Source organism: Pseudomonas sp. WT-JTC (assembly GCF_056711565.1).
The window spans coordinates 1,110,207-1,134,837 of record NZ_CM160042.1 but is presented as its reverse complement, the minus strand read 5'-3'; the positions used below and the strand labels follow the sequence as shown (position 1 = coordinate 1,134,837).

General features: G+C 61.6%; 18 protein-coding genes. 8 read left to right on the top strand and 10 right to left on the bottom strand.

Going from position 1 to position 24,631, the window contains the following annotated elements:
• From AC06G5_RS05015 to AC06G5_RS04975, 9 genes are all read right to left on the bottom strand, one after another.
• The gene (locus tag AC06G5_RS05015) at positions 1–1,737 is read right to left on the bottom strand and encodes a gluzincin family metallopeptidase (protein ID WP_413423659.1); all 1,737 of its coding nucleotides are present in this window, start codon (positions 1,735–1,737) and stop codon (positions 1–3) included.
• Positions 1,738–1,987: 250 nt separating this feature from the next.
• Positions 1,988–3,565 carry a glutamine-hydrolyzing GMP synthase gene (guaA, locus tag AC06G5_RS05010; protein WP_413423661.1) on the bottom strand — a complete coding sequence of 526 codons (1,578 nt, stop codon included), beginning with the start codon at positions 3,563–3,565 and terminating at the stop codon, positions 1,988–1,990.
• Between the two features lie 99 nt (positions 3,566–3,664).
• Entirely contained in the window at positions 3,665–5,134 is a 1,470-nt protein-coding gene (gene guaB, locus AC06G5_RS05005; protein ID WP_413423663.1) for an IMP dehydrogenase, read from the bottom strand.
• 240 nt (positions 5,135–5,374) lie between these two features.
• Complete coding sequence (locus AC06G5_RS05000; protein WP_413423665.1) at positions 5,375–5,923, bottom strand: sugar ABC transporter ATPase; 549 nt, start codon at positions 5,921–5,923, stop codon at positions 5,375–5,377.
• 181 nt (positions 5,924–6,104) lie between these two features.
• Entirely contained in the window at positions 6,105–7,286 is a 1,182-nt protein-coding gene (gene purT / locus AC06G5_RS04995) for a formate-dependent phosphoribosylglycinamide formyltransferase (RefSeq protein ID WP_480459048.1), read from the bottom strand.
• 86 nt (positions 7,287–7,372) lie between these two features.
• Positions 7,373–7,840, bottom strand: coding sequence for a preQ0 transporter (locus tag AC06G5_RS04990; protein WP_413423669.1), 468 nt, complete (start codon positions 7,838–7,840; stop codon positions 7,373–7,375).
• Positions 7,841–7,973: 133 nt separating this feature from the next.
• Entirely contained in the window at positions 7,974–8,189 is a 216-nt protein-coding gene (locus AC06G5_RS04985; RefSeq protein ID WP_413423671.1) for a DUF1289 domain-containing protein, read from the bottom strand.
• On the bottom strand, positions 8,186–8,710 hold the full coding sequence (locus AC06G5_RS04980; RefSeq protein WP_413423673.1) for a gamma carbonic anhydrase family protein: 525 nt from the start codon (positions 8,708–8,710) through the stop codon (positions 8,186–8,188). The genes AC06G5_RS04985 and AC06G5_RS04980 overlap by 4 nt, the downstream gene beginning before the upstream one ends.
• A 72-nt stretch (positions 8,711–8,782) precedes the next feature.
• The gene (locus AC06G5_RS04975; RefSeq protein WP_413423675.1) at positions 8,783–9,382 is read right to left on the bottom strand and encodes a CoA pyrophosphatase; all 600 of its coding nucleotides are present in this window, start codon (positions 9,380–9,382) and stop codon (positions 8,783–8,785) included.
• 147 nt (positions 9,383–9,529) lie between these two features.
• Here AC06G5_RS04975 and AC06G5_RS04970 point away from each other — a divergent pair, with 147 nt between their 5' ends.
• From AC06G5_RS04970 to AC06G5_RS04935, 8 genes are all read left to right on the top strand, one after another.
• Positions 9,530–10,081 (top strand): NUDIX hydrolase, encoded by a 552-nt coding sequence (locus AC06G5_RS04970; protein ID WP_008016748.1) that lies wholly within the window; start codon positions 9,530–9,532, stop codon positions 10,079–10,081.
• Positions 10,082–10,188: 107 nt separating this feature from the next.
• Positions 10,189–10,692, top strand: coding sequence for a L,D-transpeptidase family protein (locus AC06G5_RS04965; protein ID WP_413423677.1), 504 nt, complete (start codon positions 10,189–10,191; stop codon positions 10,690–10,692).
• 294 nt (positions 10,693–10,986) lie between these two features.
• Positions 10,987–11,718, top strand: coding sequence for a GntR family transcriptional regulator (locus AC06G5_RS04960; protein ID WP_413423679.1), 732 nt, complete (start codon positions 10,987–10,989; stop codon positions 11,716–11,718).
• Between the two features lie 30 nt (positions 11,719–11,748).
• Positions 11,749–12,855, top strand: a complete 1,107-nt coding sequence (nagA, locus tag AC06G5_RS04955; RefSeq protein WP_413423681.1) for an N-acetylglucosamine-6-phosphate deacetylase — start codon at positions 11,749–11,751, stop codon at positions 12,853–12,855.
• The gene (locus AC06G5_RS04950; RefSeq protein ID WP_413423683.1) at positions 12,836–13,858 is read left to right on the top strand and encodes an SIS domain-containing protein; all 1,023 of its coding nucleotides are present in this window, start codon (positions 12,836–12,838) and stop codon (positions 13,856–13,858) included. Before nagA ends, AC06G5_RS04950 begins: the two co-directional genes overlap by 20 nt.
• Positions 13,859–14,010: 152 nt before the next feature.
• Positions 14,011–16,527 carry a phosphoenolpyruvate--protein phosphotransferase gene (ptsP, locus tag AC06G5_RS04945; RefSeq protein WP_480459047.1) on the top strand — a complete coding sequence of 839 codons (2,517 nt, stop codon included), beginning with the start codon at positions 14,011–14,013 and terminating at the stop codon, positions 16,525–16,527.
• Positions 16,528–16,567: 40 nt separating this feature from the next.
• Positions 16,568–18,283, top strand: coding sequence for an N-acetylglucosamine-specific PTS transporter subunit IIBC (gene nagE, locus AC06G5_RS04940; RefSeq protein WP_413703517.1), 1,716 nt, complete (start codon positions 16,568–16,570; stop codon positions 18,281–18,283).
• Positions 18,284–18,471: 188 nt separating this feature from the next.
• Entirely contained in the window at positions 18,472–24,228 is a 5,757-nt protein-coding gene (locus AC06G5_RS04935; protein ID WP_480459046.1) for a membrane-targeted effector domain-containing toxin, read from the top strand.
• Positions 24,229–24,314: 86 nt separating this feature from the next.
• On the opposite strand, the gene AC06G5_RS04930 is transcribed toward AC06G5_RS04935, so the two are convergent.
• On the bottom strand, positions 24,315–24,626 hold the full coding sequence (locus AC06G5_RS04930; protein ID WP_413423691.1) for a YqfO family protein: 312 nt from the start codon (positions 24,624–24,626) through the stop codon (positions 24,315–24,317).
• Positions 24,627–24,631 lie beyond the last annotated feature (5 nt).

Below are 24,631 nucleotides of genomic sequence, written 5' to 3'. Positions count from 1 at the left end.
TCAATCCTCCATGCGCGCCAGATGCATGTTCGAGAAGCGCATGCGCGCCTCTTCCCGTGGCATGCCCAGTTGCCCTGTATCGCGCAGGTACTCGAGGCGCCGCACTTGCCGAGCGCCATCGAGCAGGCCATTGCAGATGTGGTACTTGACGCGACCGTACTGGTCGAAGACGACGACACCACCGCCGAAGAGATCGGCCCGCGTGCGGGTCGTGAAGCCCTCGGGCAAGGGTTTGATGCCGCACTCCGACATCAGCTCGGATCCGAAGAAATGCCCGATCTGGACGTACTGACAAATCGTTTCCCTGAACGGAATGCCGTCGGGATCGACACGCACGGCCGCGTCGATCGACTGCACTTCCGTATAGCCCCGATCGGTGATGCGGAGTGCCTCGCGGTTTTCCCAAAGGAAGCGAAAGCATTCATCAGGGTCACGCGTCAGCGCTTCGGCATTGCTGCGCGAATACTGCAGCTCATCCGGCGTCGAAAAACGCGACCAGCATCCGTCGGTGTCAGTTTGTCCGCAGGGCGGGGCGATGCCATAAGCCTTGAAGGAATTCCTGATCTGCGAGCGATAACCGAACCGGCTGTCATCCGGCACCAGCTCGCGATCCGCCGTGAGCAGCCCGGCCAGGAACTGGCCAAAATCGAGATCGGTCGGTGGACAGTAGTCGATCGCACGGATCGACATCTGCAACAACTGCGCAGCGGCCTTGGCTCCTTCCTCGACGACAGACTTGAGGTTGTAGCCACCACCTTCGAATGTGCCGAGCTGGGCGATGCGTTCGGTCCATAGTTCGACGAAGGCGCGCATCATCGCTGCCACGAGGACTTCCCCTCGTCGGTGCGGCTCCAGCATTTCGGAGGCGTTGAGAATGTCCGGATCAGGCGCGATCTTGACTGATTGGCGCAGAGCCTCGCGCCCACCATCGGCAATGGCGCCGATCTCTGCAGCAATGCCGAGCAGGATCGACGATCGTATGACATCGCCCGTCACCTTCTCGGCAGGGATCAGCTGCATCGGCTCGCCGAGGCCCGGCAGTTTGTCATTGAAGCCCAGACCCGCTGCGACCACTTCGGGTAGCGAGAAGATCGAGAGGATCGCAACGATGTCGGCGAAGCCTTCATGGAAGGCGGCCTGGTCGGGACCAGAGGGCTCCGTGTAGCGCGTGCGCAGGCCGTCCAATACCGCATGCGTCGTCTCATGTGCAATGACGTCGTGGCTGAGCGCGGTGAAGACCGGCTGCATCTTGTCGTCGAAGAAGTAGCCAAACATCAGCGTCCTGTCGGGCTCTGAATAAAAGGCGTTGGCCAGCGCGAAGGCATGTGGCGCAATGTGCAGCTGATGACCGCCGAACGACCAGCGGACGCGGCGACCGAGCGCGCGCTCGAACAGACCCAGCGTGCGCATCGCGATCGCATAGCAGTTCTGGGCATGGAAATTGGGATTCGCGAGCAGGCGGGCCTGGTAGGCCTTGTCGTGCAGTGTTTCGCCGTCCTGCGGCGCGAAGGGATCGAGCAAGACATTGACGTCTTGGTAGCGTTGGCGATTGGCGTAGGCGCGCCGCTCGGTCGCGTTGTAGTCGACCACCTTGATCCTGTAGCCAGTGGGGCCCCAATCCAGCATCTCGGCGGGGACGTCGACCTGCGCGAACACTATGGGTCCGTTGTCGCCCAGGCGCAGACCGGGATCCTTGGCGATGACGGTAAGTTTACGCACGGATTGCAGAACAGTCATGGAAGCGTCCTCTTGCGAAAAAGCTACTCACAGACTTTATGCGTTGTACTGCGTGCGCATCATCTGGTTTGGGTAGAGTAGATGAACTCATTTCGGCTTGCGCCGAATTTGCCCATCAAGCCGCAGGCGCTGCCGTTCACCCCAAGGAATTCAACGGCTTAGAGTTTGGGAAGCCGCAATCGATATCGTACTCACGATCATCGACAGCCCTCCTCTAAGCCATTGATTCACATAGGCAGTTCAACCACCCTCATTCCCACTCAATGGTCGCCGGCGGCTTGCTCGACACGTCGTAGGTGACGCGGGAGATGCCTTCGATTTCATTGATGATGCGGCCGCTGACGGTTTCCAGCAGTTCGTAAGGCAGGTGTGCCCAACGCGCGGTCATGAAGTCGATGGTTTCCACGGCACGCAGGGCCACGACCCAGGCGTAACGACGGCCATCACCGACCACGCCAACCGATTTAACCGGCTGGAACACCACGAATGCCTGGCTGACCTTGTGATACCAGTCGGCCTTGCGCAGTTCTTCGATGAAGATGTGGTCGGCGCGACGCAGCAGGTCGGCGTATTCCTTCTTCACTTCACCGAGGATGCGCACGCCCAGGCCCGGGCCCGGGAACGGGTGACGGTAGACCATGTCGTACGGCAGGCCCAGTTCCAGGCCCAGACGACGGACTTCATCCTTGAACAGCTCGCGCAGTGGCTCGACCAGTTTCAGGTTCATCTCTTCCGGCAGGCCGCCCACGTTGTGGTGCGACTTGATCACGTGGGCCTTGCCGCTTTTCGCGCCAGCCGACTCGATCACGTCCGGGTAGATGGTGCCCTGTGCCAGGTACTTGATGTTGTCCAGCTTGCAGGATTCGGCATCGAATACGTCGATGAAGGTACGGCCGATGATCTTGCGCTTCTTCTCAGGGTCAGCTTCGCCGGCCAGGTTGTTGAGGAACTGGTCCTCGGCGTTGGCGCGGATCACCTTGACGCCCATGTTCTCGGCGAACATGGCCATCACTTGCTCGCCTTCGTGCAGGCGCAGCAGGCCGTTGTCGACGAAGACGCAGGTCAGCTGGTCGCCGATGGCCTTGTGCAGCAGCGCGGCAACTACCGAGGAGTCCACGCCGCCAGAGAGGCCGAGCAGCACGTTGTCGGTACCGACCTGGGCACGCACCTGGGCGATGGCGTCTTCAGCGATCTTCGACGGGGTCCACAGCGCTTCGCACTCGCAGATGTCGAGGATGAAGCGCGACAGGATGCGGCCGCCCTGCTTGGTGTGGGTCACTTCCGGGTGGAACTGCACGCCGTAGTAGCGACGCTCGTCGCTGAACATGCCAGCGATCGGGCAGCTCGGGGTGCTGGCCAGGATATGGAAGTCGGACGGCATGCGGGTGACCTTGTCACCGTGGCTCATCCACACGTCGAGGCCGAACAGGCCGTCGGCGTCGATGTGGTCTTCGATGCCGTCGAGCAGGCGGCTCTTGCCGACCACGTCGACACGGGCGTAACCAAACTCACGCAGCTCGGAACCTTCAACCTTGCCGCCCAGTTGCTCGGCCATGGTCTGCATGCCGTAGCAGATACCGAAGACCGGCACGCCCAGGTCAAAGACTGCCTGCGGGCAGCGAGGGCTGTTGGCTTCGTGCACGGACTCCGGGCCGCCAGCGAGAATGACGCCTTTTGGCGCGAACTCGCGGATCGCATCCTCGTCCATGTCGAACGGGTGCAGTTCGCAGTACACGCCGATTTCACGCACGCGGCGGGCGATCAGCTGGGTGTACTGGGAACCGAAGTCGAGGATCAGGATGCGGTGAGCGTGAATATCGAGGGCCATGATTCAGTCTCGTCTAAGTCATTCAGAAACAGTCGTGATTCAGAAACAACTCGGGGCTGAATAAAACAGCCCCGGTTGCTTAGCTTGTTGCTTGAAGGCTCAACCTACGCGGTAGTTTGGCGCTTCCTTGGTGATCTGCACGTCGTGAACGTGGGATTCGGCCATGCCTGCGCCGGTGATCCGCACGAACTCGGGCTTGGTGCGCATCTCTTCGATGTTGGCGCTACCGGTGTAGCCCATCGAGGAGCGCAGGCCGCCCATCAACTGGTGGATGATCGCGCTCAGGGTGCCCTTGTACGGAACACGCCCTTCGATGCCTTCCGGAACCAGCTTCTCGGCGCCTGCCGAGGAGTCCTGGAAGTAACGGTCGGAGGAACCCTGGGCCTGGGACATGGCGCCCAGCGAACCCATGCCGCGATAAGCCTTGTACGAACGGCCCTGGAACAGTTCGATCTCGCCCGGCGCTTCTTCGGTACCGGCGAACATCGAGCCCATCATCACGCAGGAAGCACCGGCCACGATGGCCTTGGACAGGTCACCGGAGAAACGGATGCCGCCGTCGGCGATCAACGGTACGCCAGTGCCTTCAAGGGCAGCGGCGACGTTGGCGATGGCACTGATTTGCGGCACGCCGACACCGGCGACGATACGGGTGGTGCAGATCGAGCCAGGGCCGATACCGACCTTGACCGCATCAGCGCCCGCTTCGGCCAGGGCCTTGGCGGCAGCGCCGGTGGCGATGTTGCCGCCGATCACCTGCACTTCAGGGAAATTCTCTTTAACCCAGCGAACGCGGTCGATCACGCCTTTGGAGTGACCGTGAGCGGTGTCGACCACCACCACGTCAACGCCGGCATTGACCAGGGCGGCAACGCGGTCACCGGTGTCTTTACCGGTACCAACGGCAGCACCGACGCGCAGACGACCTTGATCGTCCTTGCTGGCCAGCGGGTAAGCCTTGGCTTTTTCGATGTCTTTGACGGTCATCATGCCTTTGAGGGCAAACTTGTCGTCGACGATCAGGACTTTTTCCAGGCGGTGCTTGTGCAGCAACTCGCGGACTTCGTTCTTGTTGGCGCCTTCCTTGACCGTGACCAGACGCTCTTTAGGCGTCATCACTTCACGTACGGTGGCATCCAGGCGGGTTTCGAAGCGCACGTCACGGGAAGTGACGATGCCGACCAGGTCGCCATCGTGCAGCACCGGAACGCCGGAAATGTTGTGCATGCGGGTCAGTTCGAACAGGTCACGCACCGTGGCGTCAGCCTCGATGGTGATCGGGTCCTTGACCACACCGGCTTCGAACTTCTTGACCTTGCGGACTTCGGCAGCTTGCTGCTCGATGGTCATGTTCTTGTGGATGATGCCAATACCACCTTCCTGAGCCATGGCGATTGCCAGACGGGCCTCAGTGACGGTGTCCATGGCGGCGGAGACCAGTGGAATATTCAGCTCGATGCCACGGGTAAGGCGGGTCTTGAGACTGACTTCGTTAGGAAGCACCTCGGAATAACCGGGCACTAGGAGAATGTCGTCGAATGTCAGAGCTTCTTGGCTGATACGCAGCATCGCGGGGGCTCCCGAGCGGGAAAATGGAAGCGCGCCATTATAGTCAGACACCCCTTCGGGTTCAATGTAAAACTCTGTCTATTATTGGCATTACTGATATACGGGGATTCCATCCGCTGTATTGCTGCTTTTTTGTAGGAGCGAGCCTGCTCGCGATGAGCTTGAAGGCGACGTTTGTTTTCAGACAGCACGCGCCATCGTTCACGACCATCGCGAGCGAGCTCGCTCCTACAACGGTCATCAGAGTTCGACTTTCACCCAACTGACCGGCTGATCGAGCCAATCGGCGAATTCATCGAGAAAGCTCTGCTTGAACCCGGCTTCGGCCCAGTTGTTGAAGATGAAACCGAGGTTGGAAAAGCCGCATTCCTGCAGGAACAGGAAGCCGTTGATGTCGTCTTCATGCCCGCACTCAGGGCAAGTGAAGTTATCGGTACGCCCCGGCATCCAGTCTTCCAGGCTTTCGAACAGGGCTTCACCCACTTCCTTGCGGCACTCGGCGCAGCCCGCTTCGCCAAGAAAACCCTTGGCCGGCGTATAGATGCAGCGCTTGGTGACGATCTCCAGACCATTGACCGGCTCGCCGAATGGCAGCGCGTCCGGGTGCAGCACCACCTCACGGGCACCCTCGGCGATGGCGTGGCCCATGCGATTGCCGGTGCGGCCGCACGTGGTCAGCTCTTCCTGGACGATGTTCTTGCGCACCAGCCAGCGCACGATCGCCCGAGCTCGGGGCTCGTGCACCGGCAGTGTGGAGATTTTCGGGACGATGATGCTTTGCGAATTCATGGGGTACAGGCCTGAAGCATTGATAAATGACCTGTAGGAGCGAGCTTGATCGCGATGGTCGTTAACGATAACGCGTACTTTCTGATTGAACGCGTCACCCTCTAGTCCATCGCGAGCAAGCTCGCTCCTACAAGGATCAGTAGGCGAGCCTTTAGAAGGTATAGGCCCGCCGCAGCTGTTTTTACAGCTCGACAACAACCGCCTGCGATGCACGGGTCGCCTTGGCGCGGGCGGCTTCGATCGACTCGTCGCGAGCCAGGGCAACGCCCATGCGGCGCTGGCCGTTGACTTCAGGCTTGCCGAACAGGCGCAGCGCGGTATCCGGCTCGCTCAAGGCTGCGCCCAGATTGGCGAATGCGGTCTGGGTCGACTGCCCTTCCACCAGGATCACCGCCGAGGCCGATGGCCCGAACTGACGGATCAACGGGATCGGCAGGCCGAGAATGGCCCGTGCATGCAGGGCGAACTGCGACAAGTCCTGGGAGATCAGGGTCACCAGGCCGGTGTCGTGCGGGCGCGGCGAAACTTCGCTGAACCACACCTGATCACCCTTGATGAACAATTCGACCCCGAACAGACCACGGCCACCCAGGGCTTCGGTCACGGCTTTGGCAACGCGTTCGGATTCAGCCAAGGCAATCGGGCTCATGGCTTGCGGCTGCCAGGATTCCTGATAGTCGCCCTTCTCCTGACGGTGGCCAACCGGCGCGCAGAAAGTGGTACCGCCGACGTGGCGCACGGTCAGCAGGGTGATTTCGTAGTCGAAATCGATGAAGCCCTCGACGATCACCCGACCTTTACCGGCACGGCCACCTTCCTGGGCGTAGTCCCAGGCTTTGCGCACGTCATCGACGCTGCGCAGCAGGCTCTGGCCCTTGCCCGAGGAACTCATGACCGGCTTGACCACACACGGGAAACCGAGGTCTTCGACGGCCTTGCTGTAGTCCTCGAAGGTGTCGGCGAAGTGGTACGGCGAGGTTGGCAGGTCCAGCTCTTCAGCCGCCAGGCGACGGATGCCTTCGCGGTTCATGGTCAATTGCGCGGCGCGGGCGGTCGGGATCACGTTGAAACCTTCGGCCTCCAGCTCCACCAGGGTCGCGGTGGCGATGGCTTCGATTTCCGGCACGATGAAGTGCGGTTTCTCGGCTTCGATCACGGCACGCAAGGCAGCGCCGTCGAGCATGTTGATCACGTGGCTGCGGTGCGCCACCTGCATGGCCGGCGCGTTGGCGTAGCGATCCACGGCAATCACTTCAACGCCCAGACGTTGCAGCTCGATCACCACTTCCTTGCCCAACTCGCCACAGCCACACATCAATACGCGGGTCGCGGTAGGCGACAATGGAGTTCCGATACGGGTCATCTGAAGGTCCTCAAGAAGCGGATCATCGAGGATACGGCGCACCAGGCGCGATCCATGGGGAGAAAGCGCGGCATTTTACATGAACTTCAGCCGACGACAGCCTGTTTGCGCAGGCGCCAGGCCATGATCAGCCACACGGCGGTGACCCCGGCGAACTTCGAGCCCAGGGCAGTGAGGATCACCCCCGGCGTCAGGGCGTCGATCATGCCGAAAAAGATAAAGGTATCGAGGGGAATGCTCAGGGCCGAACTTATCCACAGCCGATCATGCAGCGGGCGCCTGGTGATGCTGAACACCAGCCAGTCGATGCACTCGGAAACCGCGAACGCCGTGGCGCTGGCCAGGGCGATGGACGGATCGGAGGTGACATAGGACAACACCAGCGCCACCAGCATCGCCACGAGGGCGCCATGGCCGAATCGGGCTTGCACCATGTCGCGCAACACGAACACCAGCCCGCCCCAGGCCGACCAGATGATGTCCAGGTGCGGGGCGGTGGAAAAGGCGTAGTTGATCAGCACGACGCTGCCGATGTAGGCGATGAGGAAGAACATGGGCGGGGAAGTACCTGTGAATTTGCCGCACAGGATACTGTAGGAGCGAGCTTGCTCGCGATGGTCGTGAACGATAACGCGGCGAATCTGACACCCCGCGGTGTTCCTCAGTCCATCGCGAGCGAGCTCGCTCCTACAACCGCGGTTTTGCCCCGATCATCCAGACCAACCCACTGGCCTTCGCCCGCTCATGACACAACCCCAGCACCTGGCGCCGCTCTTCGTTGGTCATGCGGCTCCAGCGGGTGATCTCCTCCACCGTGCGTTGGCAACCGGTGCAGACATCATCGTCATCCAGCGCGCAAATGTTCACGCAGGGCGATGGCACCGGGCGTTCGGGTGTGCTCATTCTTCCTGCTCGGCCAGATCGCGGGCATAACGCTGCGAGTTGTGCACGTAGTGAGCAGCGCTGGCCTCCAGCATCCGGATTTGCGGCTCGGTCAGTTCGCGCACCACTTTGCCGGGTGAGCCCATGACCAGCGATCCATCCGGAATTTCCTTGCCCTCGCCGATCAGCGAGTTGGCGCCGATGATGCAGTTCTTGCCGATCCTTGCACCGTTGAGGATCACCGCGTTGATGCCGATCAGACTGTTGTCGCCGACAGTGCAGCCGTGGAGCATGGCGTTGTGGCCGATGGTCACGCCGGTGCCGATGGTCAGCGGATAGCCCATGTCGGTGTGCATCACGGTGCCGTCCTGGACGTTGCTGTTCCTGCCGATCAGGATCAACTCGTTATCGCCACGCAGCACGGCGTTGAACCAGACGTTGGCGCCCTCTTCCAGCTTGACCTTGCCCACCAGCACGGCATTGGGGGCGACCCAGCTCTGTGGATGGGTTTCGACGCGGGCGTCGCCCAGACGATATTTCATTGTTGTTTTCCTCAAGGCTCAGGCAGGCTTTTTTTCAGCAAAATCAGGATTCAGGCCATGCGAATGATGGCTTCAGATATTGATAAAGCTTTTGGGAGGCTGATGCAGGCTGATTTTGGCGTCATACAGCAGGTTGATCAACTCGACGATCATGATCGCCGTCAGCCCCCAGATCTTGTATTCGCCATAGCGATAGCTCGGCACGTACCAGCTGCGGCCCTGATAGTCGATGCGATGGGTATGTTCGCGGGGGTCTTTGCGGAAGAATTCCAGCGGTACGCTGAACACCGCGGCGATCTCGGCATCGTTGGCCCGGTATTCGACAAAATCCGGGATGACCCCGACATAGGGCGTGACCATGATGCCATGCAGGCTGATCAGCGGGCTGAGCGGGCCGATCACCTCGACCAGCCCCGGCGGCAGGCCGATCTCTTCTTCGGCTTCACGCAGGGCGGTGAAAATCAGGTCGGGGTCTTCGGGGTCGCGGCGACCACCGGGGAAGGCGACTTCGCCGCCATGGGTCGACAGGCCGCTGGCACGCAGGGTCAACACCAGCTCAGGCTCGTCACTGCGTGTGATGGGCACCAGCACCGCGGCCTCGGGAAAACGACGGTCGGTCTCCAATGTGCGCGGAGTGTGGTTACTAACCCGATGCAGTAGCTCGTCCAGCATGAGTGTTCTCGATCTGTGCCTTACCCGGCATCATGCACCAATCGCTGCGGTCGCCCAACCCCCGCAACAGACCCATGTCGCGAAACGACAACTTGCCGACAGACACTGCCGCACGCCAAGATAGGCGCAGCATTCAGGAACCCCAGCATGAAATTTTGCAGCCAGTGCGGTAACCCGGTGACCCAGCGCATTCCCGAAGGCGATTCGCGCCTGCGTTTTGTCTGCGACAGCTGTCAGGCCATCCACTACCAGAACCCCAACATCGTCGCCGGCTGCGTGGCGACCTGGGGCACCAAGGTGCTGCTGTGCCGGCGGGCCATCGAGCCGCGACGCGGTTACTGGACCCTGCCCGCCGGCTTCATGGAGAACGGTGAGACCATCGAACAGGCCGCCATTCGCGAAACCGCCGAGGAAGCCTGCGCCCGGGTGCGCAACCTGAGCATCTATACGCTGATCGACGTGCCACATATCAGCCAGGTGCATGTGTTCTTCCGTGCCGAGCTGGCGGACCTGGATTTTTCCGCCGGCCCCGAGAGCCTGGAAGTGCAACTATTCGACGAAGCGGACATTCCTTGGGATGAGCTGGCTTTCCGCACGGTAGGTCGTACCTTAGAATGCTTCTTCGCTGACCGGCGGACCGAGGTCTATCCCGTACGGTCTGAATCGATCCCGCCGCTTGCTCAGCCTGCCATTATTTGATGCCATATTGGTATCATTCGTAGCCGCTGAAAAATCGCAGCCTGCGGCAGCTCCTACAAAAACATCTATAAATGAATAGTCGCGACACCTCCTGGGGAATCGTTTCAATGCGCTGGTTGCTTGCCCTGTTCTGTTTGTCGTTCGTCGCGGTGTCCCAGGCTTCTGCCGTGGAAACCCTGGACGGCAAGGTCATCGAGAAAATCCTGATTCTCAAGTCTTCCCATCAATTGCAATTGATCAATGACGGCAAGCCGCTCAAGACCTATCGCATTTCCCTGGGCAAACGGCCCAAGGGGCCAAAGCTGATGGAGGGCGACAAACGCACCCCGGAAGGCTTCTACTGGGTTGACTGGCGCAAGGTCAGCGACCGCTTCAACCTGGCGATGCACATTTCCTACCCGAACATCAGCGACTCTGCCCGCGCCCGTCGTGAAGGCGTCGAGCCCGGCGGCATGATCATGATCCACGGCACCCCGGACACCGAGGACACCCCGGAAGACCTGTTCCACACCCTGGACTGGACCGACGGCTGCATCGCCATGCGCAACATGGACATGCGCGAAGTCTGGAACCTGGTGCCGGACGGCACGATGATCGAGATCCGCCCGTAACTCCCCCGACCATTGGTCGCCCTCGAAAAATAAATTCAAAAAATCGCAGCCTGCGGCAGCGCCTACAGTAGTGATACCACTCTGACCTGTCGACGCTGCCGAAGGCTGCGATCTTTGCTGCTGCATCCCCCTGCGCTAATACCACTTAGAACCACCCTCTGAAAAACCGGCCAAAACGGCAGGACTTCCCGAGCCAAAGGCCCGGTGGCGGCGTTGACATGGTATGCAAGTGGTATTAGTTTCGCCTCACTACCGGGCGACAACCATCCTGCAACCGCATCGGACAATGCCTACATGAATGACCTCCGCGCCCTGCGCCCCGACGACACCCAACCCACGCCGTTGTACCTGCAACTGGCACGCAATCTGGAAGCGGCGATCCATGCCGGCCAGTGGAAGGCCGAACAGGCCATGCCGTCGGAGCGCAATCTGAGCGAGACGCTGGGCATCTCCCGGGTCACCGCCCGCAAGGCGCTGGAAGTGTTGTTCGAACAAGGCCTGATCCGCCGTAACCAGGGCTCCGGTACCTTCATCACGCCACGCCTCGAACAACCGTTGTCGCGCCTTTCCGGTTTCAGTGAAATGCTCCGCCTCAAGGGTTTTGTACCCGGCTCGCAATGGCTGGAGCGGGAAATTACCCTGCCGACCCACGAAGAGCTGATCCGCCTCGGCCTGTCGCCCAATGACAAGGTCGCGCGGCTCAAACGCCTGCGCAAGGCCGACGACACCGTGATGGCCATCGAGATGAGCACCCTGCCCGCCTCGATCATTGCCAACCCGCAATCGGTCGGCGACTCCCTCTACGAATTCCTCGACGGCATTGGCAAACCGGTTGTCCGCGCCCTGCAGCATATCCAGGCGATCAACGCCTCGGACGAGTTCGCAGCTTTGGTCGGCATCGCCCCCGGCACTGCGATGCTGCTGATGACCCGGGTCGGCTACCTGGAAGACAACACGCCAATCGAAGTCACCGACACCTATTGCCGCAACGACTACTACGACTTTGTGGCAGAGCTTCGCAGGTAAGTAGCCGCGCAGTTAAAACCGAGACCGATCATGTCCGAAGACAACATCCTCACCGCTCACGGCTGGGTTCGCGGCCGACTGGTCCACGCACACGGCAAAGTCGTGTCGATCGAAGGCCAGCCCTGCGATCCGGCAGACAACGACCTGCCATACCTGCTCCCGGGTTTCATCGACCTGCACGTTCACGGCGGCGGCGGCAAAGACATCATGGAAGGCGCGCCGGCCTTCGAAACGATCACCCGAACCCACCTGCGCTTCGGCACTACGTCGCTGCTGGCCACCACCATGACCGCGCCGAGCGACGAGATATCCAGCGTGCTCAAGGCCGTCGGCGAATTCTGCGAGCAGCGGCCCCAAGGCTGCGCCCGGGTGCTCGGCGTGCACCTCGAAGGCCCGTACATCAACCCCGGCAAGCTCGGCGCACAACCCAACTTCGCCCACACGGCGCTGATGGCCGAAGTCGAAGCCTACCTGGCGCTCGCACCGATCCGGGTGATCACCATCGCGCCGGAAATCGCCGGTCACGATGCCTTGATCCGTGACCTCAGCAGCCGTGGCGTCCGCATGCAGATTGGCCACACCCTGGGCAGCTATGAGGAAGGCGTGGCTGCGCTGGAGGCCGGCGCCAGCAGTTTCACCCACCTCTACAACGCCATGAGCCCGCTGCATCACCGTGAGCCGGGGATCGTCGGCGCCGCTTTGGCCCACGCCCAATACGCCGAACTGATTCCGGACTTGCTGCACGTGCACCCCGGCGCCATCCGCGTGGCCCTGCGCTCGATTCCATGCCTGTACTGCGTCACCGACTCGACCGCGGCCGCCGGCATGCCCGATGGCGAATACAAACTCGGGAGCCACACCGTGACCAAATGCCTGGGCGGCGTGCGCCTGCCCGACGGCACCCTGGCCGGCAGCACGCTGACCATGGATCAGGCCCTGCGCAACCTGGTGAAGATCGGCCTGCCCATCGCCGAAGCCTCGCAGCGCCTGTCGCAATTCCCCGCCGACTACCTCGGCATCACCGAACGCGGGCGCCTGCAACCGGGGGCCTGGGCCGACTGCGTGCGGCTGGATCGCTCATTGAAACTGACCGCCGTCATGGTCGAAGGAGAAGACATTGACTTCAAAAATGCTTGAAGAGGCGCTGTCCTCGTTCGAGGCAGTGCAAGTCCAGTTGCAACAACTCGACCCACAGATGATCGAAATCGCCGGACGCCTGCGCCGCCAGCCGCCGCAAGTGGTCATGACTGTGGCCCGTGGCAGTTCCGACCATGCCGCCAGTTACTTCGCCTACCTGACCATGCAACTGCTGGGCATCCCGGTGGCCTCGCTGCCGATGTCGGTGGTGACCATGCAACAGGCACCATTGAAGGTCAGCGGCCAGGTGGCATTCGCCTTTTCGCAATCGGGACAGAGCCCGGATCTGGTCAACAGCCTGCGCCTGTTGCGCAAGCGCGGAGCCTTGAGCATTTCGCTGGTCAATGCCGAAGACTCGCCACTGGAGGCCGCCTGCGAATTCAGCCTGCCGCTGTGTGCCGGCACCGAAAGCAGCGTTGCCGCGACCAAGAGCTTCATCGCCACCCTCAGCGCCAGCGCTCGCCTGATCGGCCACTGGAAAGAAGACGCCGAACTGCTCGAGGCAGTTTCTGCCTTGCCCGATGGCCTGCGCGACGCCGCGCAACAGGACTGGAGCCCGGCCATCGACGCCTTGCGCGATTGTCAGCGGCTGATGGTAATCGGCCGTGGCGCCGGTTTCGCCATCGCCCAGGAAGCGGCGCTCAAGTTCAAGGAAACCTCGGCGATCCAGGCCGAAGCCTTCAGCAGCGCCGAAGTCCGTCACGGCCCGATGGCGCTCATCGACGAAAACTACCCGTTGCTGATCTTCGCCCCACGCGGTGCAGAACAGGCCGGCTTGCTCAGCCTGGCCGCCGACATGCGCCAGCGCGGCGCCCGTGTCCTGCTGGCCGCACCGGATGACGTGCTCGAGCGCGACCTGACCCTGACCCTCGCCGAGCACCCGGCCCTCGATCCGATCCTGGCGATCCAGAGTTTCTACGTGATGGCCGCCGGTTTGGCGGTTGCACGCGGCATGGACCCGGACCAACCGCGGCACCTGAGCAAAGTCACTCGTACGCACTAACCACCCTTGTAGGAGCGAGCTCGCTCGCGATGGACTAAAGAACGCCGCGGTTATCCAGCAAACGCGCGTTTTCGTTGACGACCATCGCGAGCAAGCTCGCTCCTACAGGGGGGCCGCGTCGATCCCAATAGTTTTCCTGATGAGACCGAGCCATGCACAACAACAATAAAGAGCTGACCCTCAGCGCCCCGCTCAGCGGCCCGGTGCTCACGCTCGCCAAAGTCCCGGATGCGGTGTTTGCCAGCGGCGCCATGGGCGACGGGATCGCCATCGACCCGTTGAACGATACCCTGCACGCGCCCTGCGCGGGCGTGGTGGTGCATGTCGCGCGCACCGGTCATGCAGTGACCCTGCGCGCGGACAACGGCGCCGAACTGCTGCTGCACCTGGGCCTCGACACCGTCGAACTGCAAGGCCAGGGCTTTTCGATGCTGGTGCAGGAAGGTGCACGGGTTGCCAATGGCCAGCCCCTGCTGCGCTACGACCTGGACAAGGTCGCGCAGCAATGCAAAAGCCTGGTCAGCCTGCTGATCCTCACCAACAGCCAGGACTTTCAGGCACGACCCATCACCCTCAAGTCAGTGAAAGTCGGCGAGCCGTTGCTGCACATCATTCGCCGCCAGGGCGTGGGTGCGCAGGCGGACGTGGAGCTTGCCGGCGAAGAAGTGGTCGGCCACATCCGCACCGCCCATCGTGGCGGTCTGCATGCCCGGCCAGCCGCGTTGATCCGTCAGACCGCCCTGGGTTTCAAAAGCAAATCCCGGCTGCATTTCGCCGGTAAATCGGCGACCTGCGATAGCCTGATCGGACTGATGGGTTTGGCCGTCGGCGAGCAGGACGAAGTGCAGGTCAGCTGCCAGGGTCCGGATGCCGAAGCCGCACTGCAAGCCTTGCTGACTGCGCTGTCCACGGCACTGGCCGAAGAGCATCACGCCACCGCCCCGGCACCGATGATCCAGCGCAACCGAGTGGCCGAAGCCGGTGTGCTGCACGGTGTCTGCGCCGCTCCGGGGCTGGTCGGCGGGCCGCTGTTGCGCTTGAACGCGATCAGCCTGCCTGCGGATGCCGGGCACAATGATCCGGTGCAGCAACGGCAAACCCTCGACACTGCGTTGACCCAGGTTCGCAGCGAAATCGCCGGCACCCTGGACCAGGCCAGAAAACACAGGAACACTGACGAAGAAGCCATCTTCGCCGCCCATCTCGCGCTGCTGGAAGACCCGGCATTGCTGGACGCGGCCCGCCGGGCCATCGACCTCGGCACCGCGGCGACCCACGCCTGGAGCCAGTCGATCGAGGTGCAGTGCGACGTGCTCCAGCAGTTGGGCAGCACGCTGCTGGCCGAACGCGCCAACGACCTGCGCGACCTCAAGCAACGGGTGCTGCGCGTCCTGCTCGGTGAAGCCTGGCATTACGATGTACCACCCGGTGCCATCGTCGCCGCCCACGAGTTGACCCCATCCGATCTGCTGCAACTGAGTCAGCAAGGTGTCGCCGGTTTGTGCATGGCCGAAGGCGGCGCGACGTCTCACGTGGCAATCCTTGCGCGGGGCAAAGGCTTGCCGTGCATGGTCGCACTGGGCTCGACGTTGCTCGATCAGCAACAGGGGCAACAGGTAGTGCTGGACGCCGACGGCGGTCGCCTCGAACTGACACCCAGCGCCGAGCGCCTGACGGACGTGCGCCAGAAGCAACAGCAACAGCAGCAACGCCGGGCCGAACAACAGCTCCAGGCGCATACACCTGCGCTGACCACCGACGGCCTGCGCATCGAAGTCGCCGCCAATGTGGCGTCCAGCACCGAAGCGGCAGATGCATTGGCCAATGGCGCCGACGGCGTCGGCTTGCTGCGCACCGAATTTCTCTTCGTCGACCGCCACACCGCCCCGGACGAACAGGAACAACACCACGCCTATCAGGCCGTGCTCGATGCCATGGGCGACAAGTCGGTGATCATCCGCACCATCGACGTCGGTGGCGACAAGCAACTCGATTACCTGCCACTGCCCGCCGAGGCCAATCCGGTGCTCGGCCTGCGCGGCATTCGCCTGGCCCAGGCCCGCCCGGAATTGCTCGACCAGCAACTGCGCGCCCTGCTGCACGTCACGCCGTTGTCCCGTTGCCGGATCCTGTTGCCGATGGTGACCGAGGTCGAAGAGCTGCTGCATATCCGCCAGCGCCTCGACGCCTTGTGCACCGAACTGGGCCTGAGTGAGCGCCCGGAGCTGGGGGTGATGATCGAAGTTCCGGCCGCCGCTCTGCTGGCTGAACAGTTGGCGGAGCACGCGGACTTCCTGTCCATCGGCACCAACGACCTGTCGCAATACACCCTGGCCATGGACCGCGACCACGCCGGTCTCGCCTCCCGGGTCGATGCCCTGCACCCGGCGCTGCTGCGCTTGATCGCCCAGACCTGTGCAGGTGCCGCACAGCACAAACGCTGGGTCGGGGTTTGTGGGGCGCTGGCCTCCGATCCGCTAGCTACACCAGTGCTGATCGGGCTGGGCGTGAGCGAACTGTCGGTGAGCCCGGTGCAGATCGGTGAAATCAAGGATCGTGTACGCCATCTCGATGCCAGCCAATGCCGGCGCATCAGCCTGGACCTGCTCAAGCTGAGCAGCGCCGGTGCGGTGCGTCACGCCTGCCACCAGCACTGGCCTTTGAGCTGAGCTCTTAACAGAAGAACAAGAACATCCAGGGAGTACCGCCATGTATCAATACTTTATCGAAGGACTGCAGCGCCTCGGCCGCGCGCTGATGCTGCCAATCGCGATCCTGCCGATTGCCGGCCTGCTGCTGCGCCTGGGCGACACGGACCTTTTGAACATCGCGATCATCCACGACGCCGGCCAGGTGATCTTTGCCAACCTGGCCATGATCTTCGCCATCGGCATCGCGGTCGGTTTCGCCAAGGACAACAACGGCACGGCCGGTTTGGCCGGGGCCATCGGTTATCTGGTGATGGTGTCCACGCTCAAGGTGTTGGATGCGAGCATCAACATGGGCATGCTCGCCGGGATCATCAGCGGCTTGATGGCCGGTGCGCTGTATAACCGTTTCAAGGACATCAAGCTGCCGGAGTACCTGGCGTTCTTCGGCGGCCGGCGCTTCGTGCCGATCGCGACCGGTTTCAGCGCGGTCGGCCTGGGCGTGGTGTTCGGTCTGATCTGGCCGCCGGTCCAGCACGGCATCAACAGCTTCGGCGCGCTGCTGCTGGAGAGCGGCAGCATCGGTGCATTCATTTTCGGTGTGCTCAACCGCCTGCTGATCGTCACCGGCCTGCACCACATCATCAACAACATGGCCTGGTTCGTGTTCGGCAATTTCACCGACCCGACCACAGGAGCCTTGGTGACCGGCGACATATCGCGCTACTTTGCCGGCGACCCGAAAGGCGGCCAGTTCATGACCGGCATGTTCCCGGTGATGCTCTTCGGCCTGCCCGCCGCCTGCCTGGCGATGTACCGCAACGCCCTGCCGGAACGGCGCAAAATCATGGGCGGGATATTCCTGTCGATGGCCCTGACCTCGTTCCTGACCGGCGTTACCGAGCCCATCGAATTCGCCTTCATGTTCCTCGCGCCGCTGCTGTTCTTGCTGCATGCGCTGCTGACCGGCCTGTCCATGGCTGTCACCAACCTGTTGAACATCCACCTGGGCTTTACCTTTTCCGGCGGCTTCATCGACATGATCCTCGGCTGGGGCAAATCCACCAATGGCTGGCGCGTGGTCCCGGTCGGCCTGGTCTATGCGCTGATCTATTACCTGGTGTTCGACTTCTGCATCCGTCGTTTCAATCTCAAGACGCCGGGACGCGAAGACGCTGCTGTCACTGAAAAAGCCGCAGTGGCGGACAGCGACCGTGCCGGGGCCTACATCAAGGCATTGGGCGGCACCGAAAACCTGATCACCGTCGGCGCCTGCACCACTCGGTTGCGCCTGGACATGGTGGATCGCAACAAGGCGTCGGACGCGGACTTGAAAGCACTGGGTGCCATGGCGGTGGTGCGTCCGGGCAAGGGCGGGAGCTTGCAAGTGGTGGTCGGGCCGATGGCCGACGCGATTGCCGATGAAATTCGCCTGGCGATGCCGGCATTGGGTCGCGCCATCGTGTCGACGCCGGCAGCAGAAACAGACGCGCCGCCACCTGCCGCCGTGGCGACACCCGAGGCGCAGCAATGGCTCAATGCGCTGGGTGGTGGCGACAATGTGCTGCAACTCGATTGCATCGCCATGACCCGCCTGCGCCTGCAACTGGCCGATGGCAAGGCGTTGTCGGAATGTGATTTGAAAGCACTGGGTTGCCAGGGTGTCAGTCAGCTGGACGGCGGCGTATGGCATCTGTTGATTGGCGACAAGGCACCGACCTTGAGTGATGCGCTGGAAGCGTTGGTCAATCGCAGTGAGGTCAGTGCCAAGGTTTGATGCTTTGGTGACTGAAAGTCCGCCATCGTCGGATCGCCGCCCGGAGCCGGACGGCGACCCGACGATGAGACTCTCCCGGCCACCGAAGGCTCCAGCCCCCGCCAAATCGTGGCATACATATATACCGCCACCGCCTCCCTTTCCCTCTCCATGCTGCCGGCTCTTTCTACCGACTGGAGACCGTGCCCATGAGCATACCCACCGCCCCACCGTCCTTTGAAGAAATCAAAGGCTATCTCAACCAAATCGGCCATCACCTGCTCAACGCCCAGACCCCACTGCTGCCCGACCATAAGCCCACAGCCGAACTACGCTACCTGGAACGCCTGGACGGCATCCTCAAGCGCTACCGGGAACAGTTCCTGAGCAAGGCCAGAACCCACTATCAGGCATTGGCCAACAGCGACCTGAAAACCCCGGAAGGCCAGACTCTGCTCACCACCCTCAAGAGCACCTTGAACACGCATCTGATGGACATGGACCTGCGCGAGCAGATCGATGGCAGGCCACTCAAATCCTACATGACCTTCGAGGCCGGGTTCACGGCCCTGGAGCATGAGGCCAGGCTCGGCGTTCAGGACCGCCTGCTGCACCCACAAGAAGGCAAGATGCTCGAAAGCGTGGCGCTGCCCCCAAGCTTGCGTCCAGGCCTGTACGCCTTGCAGTTCAGTTACCAGGCGCAACAGGTCGAGCTGGCCGGTGCCTTTGTCGCCACAGAAAAAAACAGCGTTGTGGTCAACGACCTGATGAGCGCGCAGGACGTCGGCCAGATCTTGCTGTTCACACCTGCGCGAGGGATCGAGTCGTTCAACACCCTGGCCGAACTCGACACCCACTTGCGGCAAAACATGGAGCACGCCAGCGGGCGCAGTGAATTCATCGACAGGTTGCCCACGCGCTACCACGCCTTGAGCCCTGCCGGAATCTGGCCCCTGGAACTATCACCCATCGACGACCAGCCGTTGTTCGAACACACCGTCGGTGCACTGATCGCCAAGCGCACCCAGGATGTCGACCGGACCCTGAGCCTGGTGGACAACCCGCAGCACGACCCCGCCCAATTGATCGCGGCTCTCGACCGCGCCATCCGCAGCGCCCTGCCCGACCTCAGCGCCCGCCTGGAACTGCGCGCCCAACGCCTGCTCGAACGATTGCTGCGTTACAGCGCACCCGATTGGTATCGCAGCGCCAGCGAGGCACGCCGGGCCGCGCTGGCTGAACATCTGGGCAGCTACAACCAGGCACGCCAGCACCTGCTCGACCTGTTGGGCCCCGCCGCGACCCCCCAGGCCCTGGCCCGTCATCAATGGCTGGAGCGGTTGAGCGATGAGCTGGAGATTCACGACCTGAACCCGGAGCACCTGCAGGTCAAAACCCAACGGCTTGTGGCCAGCGTCGGCCACTATGAACACAATCGCAACCTGATCGACCTGGCCTTGCGGGGCCTGCATACCGGCGACGAACTGCCCGGCTCCGACTTTCTGACGAAGACCACTCTCACGTACAACGGGGGCCCCTTGCCCGATGCGTACCAGGATCTGACCCTGGCGTGGATCGTGGAACAGTTGATGACCTTGCATCCCCGGATCGACTTTGCCCAGGTGCAACGGGAACTGCACGCCCGGCCCGAGTTCAGCGGCGCCATCGAGCAGATGCTCGACCAGCGGATCAACGCCCTGGCCTACACCGCTTTCCTGCAAGGCCATATCCGTGAAGAGGACTACCAGGCGATCCAGCGCTTGCGTCAGGGTAGCGATGCGCAACTGAGCGCGGACACCCTGGGCGCCAGCACTCTATCGCTGCACGGCGCACAACTTCAGGACCTCTGGGTGATGCGCCAGACCGATGCCAACGGGATGGTCAACCGCGTACTGCTCTGCACCCCCGAGGCACCACAAGAGCACCAGTTCCAGGCATTCGACAGCGAGCTTGCGTGCCAGCAGCACATCCTCGGCTGGACCCTGGACAATGGCCTCAAGGCCCCGCCCGGCACCATGACCGATTACTTGATCCGCCAGGCACCACTGCGCCTTCGCAACTCGATGAAGCACCTCTTGAGCGGTCTGAGCCTGAAGTTTCACGACCAGGAATACAACGAGGTCACGTTCAACGCTGGCAGCTATCGCCAATGCCTGAAATCAATGGCTGAACACATACTCGCCATACGTTTCGATAACTACGAATTCAACACGCCGAATTGGTATCGCTCAGCCACCCTTGATGTCAGGCGAAGACTCTCGACCCTCGCCGAGGATGCAGAAGGCAGTTTGCAGACCTACAACGACCATCCACAGTCCGAGGCCCGCTTCCAGAGCTTCGATGCCTACCTGCATGAAAAGGCCAGGGAGCGCTTGAACCAGCTATTGGGTCGCCCTCAGAACGATGTTGACCCGGACACCGTATGGGCCTATTCACCCTCCTCGCTGATCGGTAGCCAGACACCGGCGCCCATGACATATACCAGGCTCTACCGTGATGGCTACGCCGATGGCGTCGGTTTTCTCGACGAAAAATTCTCCCGCGCGGCAAGGTACAGGGGCCCGCAAGGCGTTGACCTGAGCACCCTGAACGCCAATCCCGAAGCCGTCGCGCGCTCGGTCACCGGCGTCTGGATTGGCCAGCGCTACGTCGACAAGGTCAAGGCCGAGTTGCTGGACCCGGACAGCCCGGCGTTTACTTTCAGACGCAATGCGGTACTGGCCATTACTCAACGACAGATGCTCAGTGCCGCGTTGGAGTGTCGCCTGCAAGGACACATCGCCGGAGTTGACCTGCAATGGCTTGAGCGCAGCATCGCCAGCATGGGCGACACGTCGCAGGAGACTCGCGGCAACTACGCCATCCATCGTCTGCTGGTCGACGGCGAATGGGTCATCGACACCTACCTGTTCAGCCACGCTGACAATCCGGTGCTGCTCTATACGCCCCATTCCCCCGACGGCATCGCCTTTCGCGAGGCCAGGCAGTTCAATTACCTGCTGAAAAAACTCCCCGGCCTCATCGGCTATCTCACCCTGCGTGTCGATGTTCGATCCCGGGGCCGGGTCCAGGCATTTCTGGAAGCGGCCAAACAAGGGCTGCCCGACGACCTGGATAAAACCACCCCCAGCCCCCCACGTTACGACTCGACACGGGCACTGCCTCCAGTGCCCGACCTGCGTTATTTGCTGTACAACATGAAGCTGCAACGCAAGATCGACGAAGTGACCGCCACCACCACTAGCCGCACTCAGATGATCACCAGTATTCTCTGGACGTGCGTGGAGTTCGTGGCCACCATCGCCACTGCGCCTTTCCCGGTTCTGAGCCTGAGCGTTGGCCTGCTTCTGGCCTTCAAGGACGGCATGCTCGCCCTGCACGCGTACAACCAGGGCGACACCTCGGCCGCCCTTGAGCACTTCGTCGGGTATCTGCTCAACAGTGCCGGAGCCATCTTCACCGACCTGCGTCCGGCCCTGCGCTCGCTCAAACCCATCGGCAAATCCGCGCGCCTGGCAGTTGCCAGCACCGAGCAGTGCCGGGCGATGAAGCTGATCAGCCAGCTGGAGACAGCCCCCCCAGCACCTGCCAACATGCAGCCGGTGTTGTTCAACAGCGAGGTACTCTGGGCGCCGAAGACCCCGGATGTGATCGGTCGCTACTTGCTGTATCGCCTCGATCCGGCCAGCGCAAAGCTGGTCTCGACCACACGCCTGGCCGCACCGAACACCGAGGGCATCTGGACCCGCACCGGGGTTTCCGGTGGCGCGCCGAAATACGAAACAGTGCCTGAAACCCCCGGACCGTCAAAAGACTATGGGATGCCACGGAAGTACTGGAGCAACCTTGAGTCGGTCATGGACCCGCAGATGCGAGCGCTCATGATCAGCCAGGCAACCGATATTGACCAAGGTTTGGTCGGCGTTGTGCTAGGCAGTGCCGCCAATAAACTGCGTTCGTTACGTACGGTTTACCTGCAACAGGTCGAACGCCTGACCAAGGACGCGGACAACTTCTTCCTCTACCTCGACACGCTGCCCGCTCGCGCCAGCGTGCCTGCCGTAGATGCCAGCACCCCACTGGCCCGACTGGTCGCCAGCGATGCGTTTGCCGGCAACAAGAACCTGGTCATCGGTGCCGTGCCAGGCTCCATCGCCAGCAAGCAGGCACTGATTACCAACATGGATGCCCTGGTCGAACAAGGTTTCAAGCGCCTGTATGTGGAGTTCCTGCCAGGGGATGTTTTCAAGCTCAAGCTTGAAAAGTTCAACCAAGGGAAATCATGGCGGCACATCAAAGAACATTTGAAGGCCATAGACCGGTCCTTCGGCATTGCAAAAGACGCCGAGTACTCATACTTGGCCCTCGTACGCAAGGCCAGGGAAAAAGGCGTGCAAATCAGGGCACTGGACGCCTCGACCTCCTATCGGCTGGACGATGTCCTGCTCATGGGCGACAGCTCGCCGACCACGCCCCAGCCCAACAGCCTGAGAAACTACTACTCGCACAAAGTCATTGAAACCGACATGGCCGATGCACCGCACGAACGCTGGATCGCCCTGGTAGATCAATCGCGCATGACCACATACAACGGGACGCCTGGCCTGGCTGACCTGAACAATGCGGTTGCGCTGCGCATCGAAGACGTCGGCTTGAATCAATCGGTGGGCATCTGGTCAGACACCCCCGGCAAGATACCAGGTGATGCACTCGCCAAAGGCGACTACCACATAACCCTGCAAACACCGTACAAGATGCCCGAGCCTATCGCACCGACTGCCTCTACATCCCTCACCGGCACCGGACATTTCAACGACTTCGATATTGCACCGTCGCTCAGAGATGAAATCGCCCGCATGGCCGACCAGCCACGCAGCCTGGATTCTCGCTACGTGCCGTCACAGCCATCGCGATTGGAAGCGTTCTCTGAATTCATCAAGCTACGCCAAAACCTGAGTGCCAAGGCCGAGAGCTTCTTTGCCGACTATGTTCCACCTGCCAGGCCAACGTTGCCGACGATCGACGCCAGCACCGCGCCCGAGTCGTTCCTGAAACAAATCAGCGAAAGCCGCTTGCCAGGGTTGATTATCGGCGAGGCCCACTCGGCAGAGTCGAGCAAGGCGTTTCTGATAAAGCAGATGAAGCAGCTGAAGCAGCAGGGCTACCAGACACTCTACGTCGAACACCTGCTCACCGACCTGCACCAGGCTGAACTGGAGGTATTCCATCAAACCCAAAGGATTCCCGGCAACCTCAAGGCCTACCTGAGAACCCAGGACCGGGGACATATGCCGTTCTACAAAGGCTCTGACAACTACTCGGAAGTCATCCAGGCCGCCAACAAACATGGCATCCGCATCAGGGCACTGGACTGTACCGCCAGCTATCACGTCAAGGGCTTGCCTGATCCGGAAAAAGCCCGCAACCAGATGTTCAGCTACTTCGCTTCCCGGGTCATCCAGGCCGACCAGGAGGCACACGGGCCCCATAAGTGGATTGCCTTCATCGGCAGCGCCCACACCAACAACTACCAAGGCGTATCGGGAATGGCCGAAATCCTGGGCACGGTCAGCCTGCACGTCAGGGATAGCGCGCCGTCACTGTCCAGAGGCATTCACCTCGGGTACTGGGAAACCGATCTCACGGGGCCTTACTGGAAGGCGATACGCAGTGACTTCAAACTGGAAGTCAGTAACGCCCGGCAACCAGTTCCAGCGCCCTTTTTACCTGTCGACAGGTCAAGACTGCGTCAGGCGGGACACTTCCTGATCGAACGCCCCTCGGCTGCCGAGACCAACCTGCTGCACCGCTCCCGCAGCGGTGAAATTGTTTCCACGCCGATTCAGGTGGACGATAACGGATTGTTCTTTATCGACCGCTGGGACATGTCGGCACGACGCTTCGAGTACCAGAACATCCTGATCGAAGTACTCAAGGCAGAGGTTCACCTGACGCCAGCGCCGTAATCGGCGTCAGTCACCTATTATCACGCCCAACAAAAAACCCGCTGAAATCACTTTCAGCGGGTTTCTCAATTCAGCAGCCTGGAAGATCAGAAATCCTCCAGCCGCCACACCTCATAAGCTGGTGTCTCGTAGGGATGGCTCTGTTTCAAAGCCTCCACCACCGAGCGAATCAACTCATCCGCCACCACCAGCTCAACCTTCCATTCCTCGACCTGCTCGACCTGCCCTGCTTCGCCAATGAACGGCTGGCTGCCATCCAATGGACGAAACTGGCCCTGGCCCAACACCTGCCAGGCGCAGTGATCGTAAGCGCCGATCCGCCCGCCACCGGCGGCGAATACGGCACTCTTCACGTCTTCGACGTGACTGGCTGGAACAAAAAAGCTGAGCTTGTACACGGCTG

Excerpts from the sequence above, each read along its gene's own strand:
- AC06G5_RS04970 (WP_008016748.1), top strand. The coding sequence starts at position 9,530 with ATGAAATTTTGCAGCCAGTGCGGTAACCCGGTGACCCAGCGCATTCCC.
- AC06G5_RS04960 (WP_413423679.1), top strand. The coding sequence starts at position 10,987 with ATGAATGACCTCCGCGCCCTGCGCCCCGACGACACCCAACCCACGCCG.
- AC06G5_RS04975 (WP_413423675.1), bottom strand. The coding sequence starts at position 9,382 with ATGCTGGACGAGCTACTGCATCGGGTTAGTAACCACACTCCGCGCACA.
- AC06G5_RS05000 (WP_413423665.1), bottom strand. The coding sequence starts at position 5,923 with ATGAATTCGCAAAGCATCATCGTCCCGAAAATCTCCACACTGCCGGTG.
- AC06G5_RS04990 (WP_413423669.1), bottom strand. The coding sequence starts at position 7,840 with ATGTTCTTCCTCATCGCCTACATCGGCAGCGTCGTGCTGATCAACTAC.
- guaB (WP_413423663.1), bottom strand. The coding sequence starts at position 5,134 with ATGCTGCGTATCAGCCAAGAAGCTCTGACATTCGACGACATTCTCCTA.
- ptsP (WP_480459047.1), top strand. The coding sequence starts at position 14,011 with ATGCACAACAACAATAAAGAGCTGACCCTCAGCGCCCCGCTCAGCGGC.
- AC06G5_RS04965 (WP_413423677.1), top strand. The coding sequence starts at position 10,189 with ATGCGCTGGTTGCTTGCCCTGTTCTGTTTGTCGTTCGTCGCGGTGTCC.
- AC06G5_RS04935 (WP_480459046.1), top strand. The coding sequence starts at position 18,472 with ATGAGCATACCCACCGCCCCACCGTCCTTTGAAGAAATCAAAGGCTAT.
- nagE (WP_413703517.1), top strand. The coding sequence starts at position 16,568 with ATGTATCAATACTTTATCGAAGGACTGCAGCGCCTCGGCCGCGCGCTG.
- purT (WP_480459048.1), bottom strand. The coding sequence starts at position 7,286 with ATGACCCGTATCGGAACTCCATTGTCGCCTACCGCGACCCGCGTATTG.
- AC06G5_RS04980 (WP_413423673.1), bottom strand. The coding sequence starts at position 8,710 with ATGAAATATCGTCTGGGCGACGCCCGCGTCGAAACCCATCCACAGAGC.
- AC06G5_RS05015 (WP_413423659.1), bottom strand. The coding sequence starts at position 1,737 with ATGACTGTTCTGCAATCCGTGCGTAAACTTACCGTCATCGCCAAGGAT.
- guaA (WP_413423661.1), bottom strand. The coding sequence starts at position 3,565 with ATGGCCCTCGATATTCACGCTCACCGCATCCTGATCCTCGACTTCGGT.
- AC06G5_RS04985 (WP_413423671.1), bottom strand. The coding sequence starts at position 8,189 with ATGAGCACACCCGAACGCCCGGTGCCATCGCCCTGCGTGAACATTTGC.
- nagA (WP_413423681.1), top strand. The coding sequence starts at position 11,749 with ATGTCCGAAGACAACATCCTCACCGCTCACGGCTGGGTTCGCGGCCGA.